An 11923-nucleotide genomic window follows, 5' to 3' on the forward strand; every position below is an offset into this window, starting at 1 on the left:
GCGAATTCAAGTAGTCGATATTCCGGCTTCATCACCTTACAAAGCACCATCGCCGTAGGCGATTGAGGAGAGAACGGCTAGGACTTCATGAGCTCCCCTCAGTCCGCTTCGCGGCCAGCTCCCCTCAAAGAGGGGAGCCAAGATTTCAATCAATCAAAGGAACAACCAATGAGCAACGAATACCCGTACGCATCCATGCGCGACTCGTTCGACCTGTCCGCGTACTTCGTGGTGGGCCCCGAGGACTGCAAGGGCCGCCCGCTGACCGACGTGGTGGACCAGGCACTGCGCGGCGGCGCGACCTTCCTGCAGCTGCGCGCCAAGCACGCGGATGCCTCCGAACTGACCGCGATGGCCCAGGACATCGCCCAGATCATCGAGGACAACGACAAGTCCGACTCCGTGGCCTTCGTGATCGACGACCGCGCGGACGTGGTCTGGCAGGCTCGTCGCAAGGGCATCAAGGTGGACGGCGTGCACATCGGCCAGACCGACATGGAGCCGCGCGAAGCCCGCGCATTGCTCGGCGACGACGCCATCGTGGGCCTGTCCGCCGAGACCGAGGCGCTGGTCAAGCTCATCAACGAACTACCGGACGGCTGCATCGACTACATCGGCGCCGGCCCGCTGCACGTCTCCGCCACCAAGCCGGAGGCCTCCGTGGGCGGCAACGACGGTTCCGGCAAGACGCTGGACGCCAAGCAGATCGACACCATCTGCGCCGCCTGCGACTTCCCGGTGGTGGTGGGCGGCGGTGTGACCGCGGCCGACATGGACATGCTGGCGCACACCAAGGCGGCAGGCTGGTTCGCGGTCTCTGCCATCGCCGGCGCCGACGATCCCGAGGCGACCACCCGCGCGATGGTCGAGGGCTGGAAGGCCGTGCGCGGCGAAGCGAAGCACGGCTATGCCAAGCGCATCGTGACCCACTCCCCCGCGGCGGACACGCAGGCCGCCCAGGAGGGCACCGCACCCGCCGGTAGCGAGGCCGCCGACAAGCAGTTCACCAACGCCAAGGAAGCCAAGGCCGCGCAGAAACTCGCCAAGCAGCAGCGCGTGGACATCGCCGCCCGCGGCTCGGCCCAGCGCGACAAAGCGCACATCCGCAAGACCAAGCCCGTGCATTTCGAGAACCAGTTCGGCTCCTACGAGCTTGAGGTGCCGTACACCGAGATCAAGCTCTCGGACACGCCCGGTGTGGGACCGAACCCGCCGTTCATTGACTACAACACCGAAGGCCCCAAGTGCGATCCGAAGGAGGGCCTGAAGCCCCTGCGCCTCGACTGGATCAAGGATCGCGGCGACGTCGAGGAGTACGAGGGCCGCGCCCGCAATCTGGAGGACGACGGCAAGCGCGCCATCAAGCGCGGCCGCGCCACCAAGGAATGGCGTGGCCGCACGCACCAGCCGATGCGCGCCAAGGACCACCCGGTGACCCAGATGTGGTACGCCCGCCACGGCATCGTGACCCCCGAGATGAAGTACGTGGCCGAACGCGAGAACTGCGACGTGGAACTCGTTCGTTCGGAGCTCGCCGCCGGCCGCGCGGTGATGCCGTGCAACATCAACCATCCGGAAGCCGAGCCGATGATCATCGGATCCGCGTTCCTGACCAAGCTCAACGCCAACATGGGCAACTCGGCCGTGACCTCCTCCATCGACGAGGAGGTGGAGAAGCTGACCTGGGCCACCAAGTGGGGCGCCGACACGGTCATGGACCTCTCGACCGGCAACGACATCCACACCACGCGCGAGTGGATCCTCAGGAACTCCCCCGTGCCGATCGGCACCGTGCCGATGTACCAGGCGCTCGAGAAGGTCGAGGACGACGCCTCCAAGCTCAGTTGGGAGCTGTTCCGCGACACCGTGATCGAACAGTGCGAGCAGGGCGTGGACTACATGACCATCCACGCCGGCGTGCTGCTGCGCTTCGTGCCGCTGACCGCCAACCGCGTGACCGGCATCGTCTCCCGCGGCGGTTCGATCATGGCCGAATGGTGCCTGCAGCACCATCAGGAGAGCTTCCTGTACACCCACTTCGACGAGCTGTGCGACATCTTCGCCAAGTACGACGTGGCGTTCTCGCTGGGCGACGGCCTGCGCCCCGGCTCCCTCGCGGACGCCAACGACGCGGCGCAGCTCGCCGAGCTCATGACCCTGGGCGAGCTCACCCAGCGCGCGTGGGCCAAGGACGTGCAGGTGATGATCGAGGGCCCGGGCCACATCCCGTTCGACACCGTGCGCATGAACATCGAGATGGAGAAGGCGATCTGCAAGGACGCCCCGTTCTACACGCTCGGCCCGCTGACCACGGACACCGCGCCCGGCTACGACCACATCACCTCCGCCATCGGCGGCGTGGAGATCGCCCGCTACGGCACCGCCATGCTGTGCTACGTGACCCCGAAGGAGCACCTCGGTCTGCCGAACAAGGACGATGTCAAGCAGGGCGTGATCGCCTACAAGATCGCCTGCCACGCGGCGGACATCGCCAAGCACCACCCGCACGCGCAGGACCGCGACCTGGCCATCTCCAAGGCCCGCTTCGAATTCCGTTGGCTCGACCAGTTCAACCTCTCCTACGATCCGGACACCGCCATCGCCTTCCATGACGAGACGCTGCCCGCCGAACCGGCCAAGATGGCGCACTTCTGCTCGATGTGCGGCCCGAAGTTCTGCTCGATGGCCATCTCGCAGAACATCCGCAAGCAGTTCGGCGGCGCGGCGGCCCAGGAGCAGCTCGTGGCCGACACGCTCGCCGGAAAGATTCCCTCCGCGCAGGAGGCCCGCGGCGCGATGAGCACCCCGGCTTCCGCCGGCGCTACCGCCACCGCCGAGGACATCCAAGCCGGCATGGCCGAGATGAGCCGCAGGTTCCAGGAGGGCGGCTCCAAGCTGTACCAGAGCGCGCAGTAACATAAAGCCGACTTCACACGGAAGAAAGGAAGAACCATGTCCACGTTGCCGCCCGTACTCGCCATCTCCGGATCGGATTCCTCCGGTGGCGCCGGCATGCAGGCCGATCTCAAAACCATGATGGCCTGCGGCGTGTTCGGCATGAGCGCCATCACAGCGCTCACCGCGCAGAACACCACCGGCGTGCGTTCCATCCAGGACACCAAGCCGGAGATCCTGGCCGACCAGATCGACATGGTCTTCGAGGACATCCCACCGCTGGCCGTGAAGATCGGCATGGTCTCCGCGACCGACATCATCGACACCATCGCCGACCGTCTGACCGCCCACCACGCCACGAACATCGTGCTCGACCCGGTGATGGTGGCCACTTCGGGAGCCAAGCTCATCAGCGACGACGCCATCGCCGCGCTGACCGGCCGTCTGTTCCCGATGGCCACGGTGGTCACGCCGAACATCCCCGAGGCCGAGGTGCTCACGGACACGCTGATCCACGACCAGGAGGACATGGAGGCCGCGGCCCGCCGCATCGTGGACAAGTTCGGCTGCGCGGCGCTCGTCAAGGGCGGCCACGGCACCGAGGACGCCAACGACGTGCTGGTGGAGACCGACGGCACCGTGACCTGGTTCGACGGCGAACGCATCGACAACCCGAACACCCACGGCACCGGCTGCACGCTGAGCTCCGCCATCGCAGCCTACCTGGCGCAGGGCGACTCGCTGCCCAAGGCCATCAAGCACGCCAAGAAGTACCTGACCGGCGCGCTCAAGGCCATGCTGGACCTGGGCCAGGGCTCCGGTCCGATGGATCACTTCTGGAAGTATCGCTGACGCATCGGTAATCGGTGGCTCCCTTCGCTTTGCCGAGGGGAGCCACCCACGTATAGGAAGGAATACCCCATGGTTCTTGACCGCAACGCCGTCAGGCAGGAAGTGCCGGTCGATCCGGTCACCGGCAAGCCGTACCTCAACACCGTGGCCGCCATCCAGGTGTCTGCCGCAGGCGTGGGTTCGGAGGTCTCGCCGTACGTGTCGCAGGCCATCGAGGTGATCCGCGAATCGGGCCTGCCGCAGGAGACCAACGCGCTGTTCACCAACGTGGAGGGCGATCTGGACGACGTGCTCAAGGTGGCCGGCGAGGCCGCCAAGAAGCTCGCGGAGCAGGGCTACCGCACGTCGCTGGTACTGCACATGGACATCCGTCCCGGCTTCACCGGGCAGCTCACGGAGAAACCGAAGCTGGTGGACGAGATTCTGGCGGCGAAGCAGCAGGCGCGGCAGTAGTCCGCGGTTACCGTGACGTCATGATTTCAGGGCGACCCTTATCGGGCCGCCCTTTTGCGTTGTTTCCTCTGACGGTTACCGTTCACAATGTGGCCGTCGCCGAGCAGCCTGCGGGAGCGCACCTATAGTTCTTTCCTGACGTACGTGGGCAATCTCACAACGATTGCCCACCGTAGGTGAATTCAAGACGCCGCCCGCATCCGACGCCCATCCCACACAATGGGAGGGAGAACGGGATCACGGGCGAAGTCAAGAGTTCGTCCGCCGGCAATATACCGTTGAGCGGTTGCCGTCGGGCAGGATGTAGAAGAGGCGCTCATTATGACTGCTGCAGAACAGCAGATTTCCCGCAATTCCACGGCCATGAATTCCACGCAGGCGCGTGAGGCCGCCGCGAATCGCGCTCAGGTAGAAGAAATCATCTCGCGCGTGGATCGCGCGCATGAAACCCCGATGTTCCATCGCATCGTCGCCTTGGTGGCGGCCGGCATGCTGATGGACAGCATCGACGTATACATCGGCAGCGCCGTGGCTTCCAGCGCGCTGTCCACCCACTGGTCCACCGTGGCCCAGAACTCCACGTTCATGTCCGCGGGCTTCCTTGGCCTGTTGGTCGGCTCCCTGCTGGCCGGCTTCGTGGGCGATCTGAAGGGCCGCCGCGTGGCCTACCAGATCAACCTGCTGCTCTTCGGCGGCTTCACCTTCCTTGGCGCGTTCGCACCAAACATGGCCATTCTCTCCCTATGCCGCCTCGGCGCGGGCCTCGGCCTCGGCGCCGAGATCGTGACCGGCTTCGCCATGGTCAACGAGTTCGCCCCGATGAACCGCCGCGGCCACTGGTGCGCGATCGTCTCGCTCGTGGCCAACTGCGGCGTGCCGATCGCCATGCTGCTGTGCGCGTTCATCATCCCCCGCTGGAGCTGGCGTCCGCTGTTCGTGGGCATCGGCCTGGTGGCTGCCGTGATCTGGTGGCTGCGCCGCGACATCCCCGAATCCCCGCGTTGGCTCGCGGTGCATGGCCGTTACGATGAGGCCGACGCCATCGTCAAGCAGCTTGAAGCCAATGGTTCCGAACCGGCCGAATCCGTGGCGACGTCCAAGACGGATTCCACCCGCAACGCAGGCGGCCGTTCGCTCGGTATCTGCCTGCTCGTGGCCATCGTGGCAGTGAGCGCCACCAACGTGTGCTCCTACGCCTTCACCTCCTGGGTGCCGACCATCCTGGTCAAGCGCGGCATCAACCTTTCCGCCTCGTTGACCACCTCCACGATGATGATGCTCGGCGCCCCGGTGGGCTGCCTCATCGGCTCCCTGCTCATCGACCGCATCGGCCGCAAGCGCACCATCGTGCCGGCCTTCCTGTTCACCGGCGTGTTCGGCATGCTCTACGCCTTCCAGACCTCCACCACCGGCGCCATCATCGTGGGCTTCCTGCTCATGATGTGCCTCTACGTGCTCATGGCCTCCGTGGTGGCCGTGTACGCCCCCGAGCTGTTCGCCACCAAGGTTCGTTTCCGCTGCGTGGGCGTGGCCAACGCCATCGCCAAGCTGCTCAACGTGCTCATGCCTATGGTGGTGGGCTGGATGCTCGTCTCGCTGGGTGCCACGTCCATCTTCGTGTCCATCTCCGTGATCGCCATCGCCTCGATGCTCATCGTCGGCTTCTTCGGTGTGGAGACCGCCCAGAAGTCCGTCGGCTGATCGGGTTCGTTAATCTCAATGTGTTGTCAGCGGTATGACGGCTGACAACGTCCATTCGGCGTCCTGCATTTCGATATGCAGGACGCCGTTTTGTTGTTCCAGCAACCTGCGGTACCGGTTCAGGCCGGTGCCCGACGACAGGGCAGCATCATCCATATCCCCCGCCGTCCCCATGGCCTTCGGCGTATCGGTGCAGACGACGCGCACGGCGTCCGTTCCGATGCCCACCGTCATCACATACCCCTGTGCCGGGTCGGCGTGTTTGGCCACGTTGCCGTACAGTTCCTCCAACAGTCCGGCGACGAGTACGCTGCAATCCGCAGTGGTCCCGGCATCGGTAATAATCGTCTGTCCTTCGAACCCCAGTTCCCGGAGCCTCCGGTCGCCTGTCGCCGCGATGCTCCGCACCTGCTCGGCCAAGGGACAATCAGCTTGTTTCCTGACTCCGACCTGTGACAAGCCCGCATTCCGCATCCCGACAGCACTTTCGCAACTCGATTGCGCGGCGTCTCGTCCTTCGATGACGCTGATGACCTGATGTGTGCGCTCCAGTGCCTCAGCGGCGACCCGACACAATTCGCGCAGTTCCTCCGTGGAGGGCGCGTTACCGTCGGCGATATCCTTGTCGAACCGCAGGATCAGATATGCCAGATCGTTGGACACGTAGTCATGGATGTCCCGCGCCGCACGCTCCTGCCTTTTCCTGTGGTCCAGCTCCGCCTGCGCCATGCTCCGTTCATGATTCCATCGGGCCGCCACGCCGCCCAGGAGGAATCCGAGGAATAAGACGATCACCGGCATGACGCCGCGTATGGCGATGGTACCGAACAGCAGTCGCGTGCCGGAGAGGTTCGCATTCCCCACGAACCATGCCAGCATGGCGACGGCGGTGATCGCGAGCGCCAACCGCCTGTCAGCATATCCGGCGATGCCCACCGCCAGCAGCACGGACAACAACGTGGCCGAAGGCATCTGAGCCGCCGCAAGGCAGAGGACCGTCCATGCCATGCCGGTCAATACACATCCAGTGACCGGGCGGAACGCCATGAGGATGACGGCCACGACGAACACGAACGAGGTGATGGCATCCGTAATCGTCATGTCGCCGTTCAATATGCCGCCCAAGGTCTCGGCGGAACAGACCAGGGCCGTGACCAGCACGGCCACGAGCAGCCATGCGTTGCGCACGCGATCGTCGATGGCGTCGATGCTGTGCCTGAGCTCGTACATCCGCCTCATGACGTGTCTCCTTATCCGCCGGACCTGGCATATGGACGATTGCCCTGTTGACGGCGGCACCCCTATATTTCGTGGCGCCGTATGCAGATGGAAATGGCGTGGGCCCGACTGCGGGCACCGAGTTTGACGAGCGCCCGCCGTTCGAATGTGGCGACGGTGGCGCCGCTGATACCGAGATGCCCGGCGATCTCCTTGGTGGTCAGGCCTTCGGCGTAGAGGCGCAGCGTGTCGCGTTCCTTGGCGGACAGCGCCCCTCTGACGGCGTAGGCGGAATCCTCCAGCAGCGTATGCGCGCTGGCGGCGTCCAGGAACGGCGGCCTGCCGTCGGCGGTGTCGGTATCGGTTTCGGCGCCGTCTTCCCCACCATCGGCATCGAAACCGGTGGCGCGGGAATCGGTGGGCAATCCCCGCGCGGCGTTGCGGATGGCGAGCGCCATGCCGGGCAGATCGGTTTTGCCGACCAATGCCTGCGCGCCGCACCGGGCCGCCTCGTCCCTGAAGGACGCGAGATCGTATGAGGTGACTCCCACCAATCCCACGGCGGGTGTCTTGAGTCGGATGGCACGGCAGACCTCGGTGCCGGGCACGTCTCCCATGGACATGTCGGTCAGGAGCACGTCCGGACGTTTGGCAGGGTTCAGGCAACGGCTGATGGCCACGGCCCCCAATGTGGCGGTCCAGGCCAGCGTGAATCCCGCGTCCAGACGTTCGATCACGTCACTCAATGCCGAGAGGGCATACGGATCGTTGTCCACGATGCCGATGCGTATCATGCGATGCCTCCTCGTCCCGACTGCTTCCATGTGGCGTGACACGGACGCCATCAATGCCGTGCATCAATCCCAGTGTGCCACGTGCGGACACGCCGTATCCCGCGTTGTCACAACGGTTATGACAACCATCATCGCACCGGCCGCCACCGTTCTACGATGGAATCACCAGACATGCCGATGGACATCGCGGTTCATCGGCCGGATGCCGGTACGCCGGCAGGAAAGGAGGCCGTCATGACCTCTGCACCATCGACTTCCCGCTCCCCGCGCCCATCGAATTTCCCCGTTGACGGCGCACGGCGCACAGCCTTGCCTCGGTTCACATGGAATCGCGCGCACGGCATCGGCATCGCCGCGCTGGGCATGTTGCTGATACTGCTCGTCTGGGCATCGGGACTGTTCGTCATCGACCCGGCACTCACCTCGGAAACCACCAGGACCATGCTGCCGGGGTTCGCCTGGCAGACCAGCATGATCGGGCTGTGGCCGGTGGGATTGGGACTCGCCAATCTGATACTCGGTTCGATCCGTTCCGGGAGCCTGTCATTCCCGTTGGCGAGCACGTTGCTCGGCCCGGTCGGCTTCGGCTGGGCAAGCCTTCGGCTCATGCCCGGCGGCCGAGCCGACTGGCGGTATCTGCCGTTCGCGGATTGGCTGGCGCTGATGCGTACCGAGGGACTCCGGCTTGCGGCGACCACGTTGGGAGGCTGTCTGATACTGCTGGCCGCCTATGCGGCGATCGCGTTCGTCTGTTTCGCCATCGGCCGGTATGGGCTGCGTGAACTGTTCGTGGACCCGCCGCCGGCGAGCGCGAGCGGCCGTCTGCTGGCATGGATCCGACTGGATACGGTGCGGTTCGGCTGCTGGCTGACGGTCGTCTTGATCTACGGCACGTTGTTGGGCTGCGCGATCGCCGGCGGCGGAGCGGCGATGGTCGGTGCGTTGCTCATCAATTTCGTGATTCCGCCGGTCCTGTTGGTGACGTGCGGCGCATACGCCTCGCGCGAGGAGTCGCTGGACCATCCGTGGCGGGCGCTGCTGTTCCCTTTGGTCTGCACGTTGGCGGCCGTGCCGTTGCTCGTGGTGTTGATCCATCCGTTCGACGATGTCTGCGTGCTCGCCATCATGTGCGAGCCAGCGGCTGAAGGCGGTTCCTTCGACTGGTCGTCGATGTCGGACGTATGGCATTTCACCGTGGTGTTCGCAGTGTTCTCCTTCCTCGGGTTCGGCGCGGTGTGGCTCATCCGGCGGATCGCCGCGACGGTCCGGACACACGGAGCACGGCCGTAGGATGCGGAAATCGCGGGGATGAATCCCGCTCGTCCCGCTTGTGTAAGAGGCGCTTTCCGTACAATGGAGATAGGTTCCCGCGCGATGTGGCACGGAACCGATGTGGCGGAAGGAGCCCATCATGAGCACGACGACTTTCGAGTATTACCGCGCACGCCAGCATAGGCGGAAGCGTCTCATCCGCATCGCCGCGGGCATCATCGCGGCGGCCCTGCTCATCATCGCGGGCGGCGTGTGGTGGACGGCCGGCGATGGACGGCTCATCGGCATGAACCTGTTCAAGCCGGCCGCACGACCAGCGACGACGGCCACCGTCGAGGGCGTCTCCGAATTCACGTACCGGTCCTCGCCGGAATTCCTCACGATGGAGTCCGCCCAGGATTCGAACGGCAACGTGAACTACTCCCCCGCCTCGATGTGGCTGGCGTTGGCGATCGCCGCGCAGGGCGCCGACGGCACGACCCGCTCGCAGATGAACGATCTGCTGGGCACGGGGTCATTGGATGCGGACGATTACCGGTCGTTGCTGCGTTCCATCAACGGTCGGTACGACGGCTCGCAATCCGAGATGAATGCGGCCAACTCGCTGTGGATTGACAGCCGGTACACGTTGGACGGCGATTTCAAGGCGACCGTCAAGGACTCCTTCGAGGCGGACGTGGAGTCGCTGACGTTCAACGACGCCGCAGCAAAACGCATGAGTCGCTGGATCGCCGACCATACCCAGAACGCGCTGAAACCGGACATCACCCTGCGCGACGGGGAGGTCATCTCCATCATCAACACCGTGTACGCGGACGGACGTTGGAAGGACCCGTTCGAGCCCGAGGCGACCACCACCGAGACGTTCCACGGCGAGGACGGCGATGCCGAGGTGCCGATGATGCAACGGCTCTTCGAGGGTATGGCCTGGGCGCGCGACAACGACAACGACACCTGGCAGCGGGTTTCGATCCCGTTCGACAACGGCGGCTCGCTGACCATCCTGCTGCCGGCGGCCGGACATTTCGACGAGATCGCCTCGGACACGCAGAAGCTGCGCTGGGCGCTGGGCACGTGTCTCGGCGAGGAGTACGGCTGTGCGGTCGATGCCTCCGCCGGATGGGGCGTGTCCTCCAATCCCACTTCGGTCAACGTCCGGCTTCCGAAATTCACCATCGACAGCACGTTCGCTTCCGGCGAAACCATCGAGGCGTTGAAAAAGTTGGGCGTCACCGACGCCTTCACACCCGGAACCGCCGACCTGAGCAAAATGACGACCTCGTCCTCCGACGAGTTGTTCATCGGCTCGATCATCCAGGGCACGCGCATCGAGGTGAACGAGAACGGCGCCAAGGCGGCGGCGTTCACCAAGGTGGACGCGAAATCCGGGTCGGCACCGGAGCAGCCGCAGTACGTGGAGTTCACCGTGAACCGCCCGTTCATCTACGCCTTGACCACGCCGGATGACGTGCCGTTGTTCGTCGGGGCGGTGCGGAACCTGTAGCCGTGGGATTCGGTCTCGTACGCGCCCGATCCATGCCTTTCTTTACATCCCGGCCCTGATCGTCAAAGACACCGAAACGTATGGGTGTATCGTTTGACGCTATGGTTACGATGAAGGAAATCGCCAAGCAGGCGGGAGTGTCGGTCTCGACGGTGTCGCTGGTGCTCAACAACCGCGACGAGGGGCGCGTGAAGACCGAAATCGCCGCCAACGTGCGGGATATCGCCGCCGAGCTCGGATACAAATCGAACCCGTTGGCCAGTTCGCTGCGCACCGGGCGCACGCATATCCTCGGTTTCATCAGCGAGGACGTGGCCACCACCCCGTACGCGGGCGGCATCATCCTCGGCGCGCAACGCGCGGCCCAGCAACTCGGCTACATGCTCATCGTGGTCAGCACGGACGGCAGGGACAGCGAGGCCAAGGAGATCGCCGCGTTGCAGCGGTACGGTACGGACGGTTTCCTGTATGCCAAGATGTCGAACCGGCTGACCGACGTTCCCGCATCGCTCAAGGACACGCCGCTGGTGCTGGTGGACGCCACCGATGAGGCGGGCGCCGTGCCCAGCGTGGAGCCGGATGAGTTCCACATCGGCTATGATGCCGCCAAGCGGCTCATCGACGCGGGCTGCCGACGCATCGCCTATGTCGGGGCCGCAGACCCGATCATCGCCGAACAGGGGCGTCTGGACGGCTACCGTGCCGCGCTGGAGGAGGCCGGGCGTGACTTCGACGAGCGACTGGTGATCCACGTGCCGAACAACAAGCCGGCGTTGGACGCGGTCTCGGAACTGTTCGACGGCGAACGGCCGGACGGTTTCTTCTGCTTCAACGACGCACGCGCCTGGTACGTCTACGAATGCGCCGCGCGCCGGGGACTGACGGTGGGACGCGACATCTCCGTGGTGGGCGTGGACAACCACCGCGTCTTCGCGGAGACACTGAGTCCGCAGCTGACCACCGTGGAGCTGCCGCATTTCGAGATGGGCTACTGGTCCGTGGCCAAGCTGGTCTCGATGATCGAGGACCGTCCGCTGGACGACGCGGACTGGCCGGAGACCACCGCTCCCCTGCCACCGCTCGACGGGCCCGTACCGGCGAAGATCCGCTGCACGCTGATCGAAAAGGAGTCGGTGCGGCGGTAAGGCAGGCTTGTCCCGGCTCCGCCCCGGACGAGTTTCGCAGAGCATGCTTCGGCCGCGCCCCGCGCAGCATTCCCATGCCATCCGTATGT

Annotated in this window: 9 protein-coding genes; 7 read left to right on the forward strand and 2 right to left on the reverse strand. The window is 64.9% G+C overall.

Annotated elements, in window-relative coordinates; genetic code table 11:
* The first annotated feature begins 168 nt into the window (after nt 1-168).
* The 4 genes from thiC to KIH81_RS06740 all read left to right on the forward strand — a co-directional run bounded on the left by thiC (nt 169) and on the right by KIH81_RS06740 (nt 5901).
* Nucleotides 169-2916 (forward strand): phosphomethylpyrimidine synthase ThiC, encoded by a 2748-nt coding sequence (gene thiC / locus KIH81_RS06725; protein ID WP_214304655.1) that lies wholly within the window; start codon nt 169-171, stop codon nt 2914-2916.
* 36 nt (nt 2917-2952) lie between these two features.
* Nucleotides 2953-3747, forward strand: coding sequence for a bifunctional hydroxymethylpyrimidine kinase/phosphomethylpyrimidine kinase (gene thiD, locus KIH81_RS06730; RefSeq protein WP_214304656.1), 795 nt, complete (start codon nt 2953-2955; stop codon nt 3745-3747).
* A 69-nt stretch (nt 3748-3816) separates the two neighbouring features.
* Nucleotides 3817-4200 carry a thiamine-binding protein gene (locus tag KIH81_RS06735; protein ID WP_214304657.1) on the forward strand — a complete coding sequence of 128 codons (384 nt, stop codon included), beginning with the start codon at nt 3817-3819 and terminating at the stop codon, nt 4198-4200.
* Nucleotides 4201-4521: 321 nt separating this feature from the next.
* Complete coding sequence (locus KIH81_RS06740) at nt 4522-5901, forward strand: MFS transporter (RefSeq protein WP_214304658.1); 1380 nt, start codon at nt 4522-4524, stop codon at nt 5899-5901.
* Nucleotides 5902-5916: 15 nt separating this feature from the next.
* Here the strand turns inward: KIH81_RS06740 and KIH81_RS06745 are convergent, their stop codons facing one another.
* Nucleotides 5917-7131 carry a sensor histidine kinase gene (locus KIH81_RS06745; RefSeq protein ID WP_214304659.1) on the reverse strand — a complete coding sequence of 405 codons (1215 nt, stop codon included), beginning with the start codon at nt 7129-7131 and terminating at the stop codon, nt 5917-5919.
* 71 nt (nt 7132-7202) lie between these two features.
* Entirely contained in the window at nt 7203-7913 is a 711-nt protein-coding gene (locus KIH81_RS06750; protein ID WP_236029385.1) for a response regulator transcription factor, read from the reverse strand.
* A gap of 171 nt (nt 7914-8084) precedes the next feature.
* Between KIH81_RS06750 and KIH81_RS06755 the strand changes: the two genes are divergently transcribed.
* The 3 genes from KIH81_RS06755 to KIH81_RS06765 all read left to right on the forward strand — a co-directional run bounded on the left by KIH81_RS06755 (nt 8085) and on the right by KIH81_RS06765 (nt 11834).
* The gene (locus tag KIH81_RS06755) at nt 8085-9203 is read left to right on the forward strand and encodes a hypothetical protein (RefSeq protein WP_214304661.1); all 1119 of its coding nucleotides are present in this window, start codon (nt 8085-8087) and stop codon (nt 9201-9203) included.
* A gap of 121 nt (nt 9204-9324) precedes the next feature.
* Nucleotides 9325-10689, forward strand: coding sequence for a serpin family protein (locus KIH81_RS06760; RefSeq protein WP_214304662.1), 1365 nt, complete (start codon nt 9325-9327; stop codon nt 10687-10689).
* Between the two features lie 101 nt (nt 10690-10790).
* A complete protein-coding gene (locus KIH81_RS06765; RefSeq protein WP_214304663.1) occupies nt 10791-11834 on the forward strand; it encodes a LacI family DNA-binding transcriptional regulator in 1044 nt (347 codons plus the stop codon).
* Nucleotides 11835-11923 lie beyond the last annotated feature (89 nt).

Source organism: Bifidobacterium miconisargentati (genome assembly GCF_019331675.1).
GTDB lineage: Bacteria > Actinomycetota > Actinomycetes > Actinomycetales > Bifidobacteriaceae > Bifidobacterium > Bifidobacterium miconisargentati.

What these genes read in the sequence shown, in the direction of transcription:
- thiC (WP_214304655.1), top strand. Translation starts at nt 169, where the DNA reads ATGAGCAACGAATACCCGTACGCATCCATGCGCGACTCGTTCGACCTG.
- thiD (WP_214304656.1), top strand. Translation starts at nt 2,953, where the DNA reads ATGTCCACGTTGCCGCCCGTACTCGCCATCTCCGGATCGGATTCCTCC.
- KIH81_RS06735 (WP_214304657.1), top strand. Translation starts at nt 3,817, where the DNA reads ATGGTTCTTGACCGCAACGCCGTCAGGCAGGAAGTGCCGGTCGATCCG.
- KIH81_RS06740 (WP_214304658.1), top strand. Translation starts at nt 4,522, where the DNA reads ATGACTGCTGCAGAACAGCAGATTTCCCGCAATTCCACGGCCATGAAT.
- KIH81_RS06745 (WP_214304659.1), bottom strand. Translation starts at nt 7,131, where the DNA reads ATGTACGAGCTCAGGCACAGCATCGACGCCATCGACGATCGCGTGCGC.
- KIH81_RS06750 (WP_236029385.1), bottom strand. Translation starts at nt 7,913, where the DNA reads ATGATACGCATCGGCATCGTGGACAACGATCCGTATGCCCTCTCGGCA.
- KIH81_RS06755 (WP_214304661.1), top strand. Translation starts at nt 8,085, where the DNA reads ATGCCGATGGACATCGCGGTTCATCGGCCGGATGCCGGTACGCCGGCA.
- KIH81_RS06760 (WP_214304662.1), top strand. Translation starts at nt 9,325, where the DNA reads ATGAGCACGACGACTTTCGAGTATTACCGCGCACGCCAGCATAGGCGG.
- KIH81_RS06765 (WP_214304663.1), top strand. Translation starts at nt 10,791, where the DNA reads ATGGTTACGATGAAGGAAATCGCCAAGCAGGCGGGAGTGTCGGTCTCG.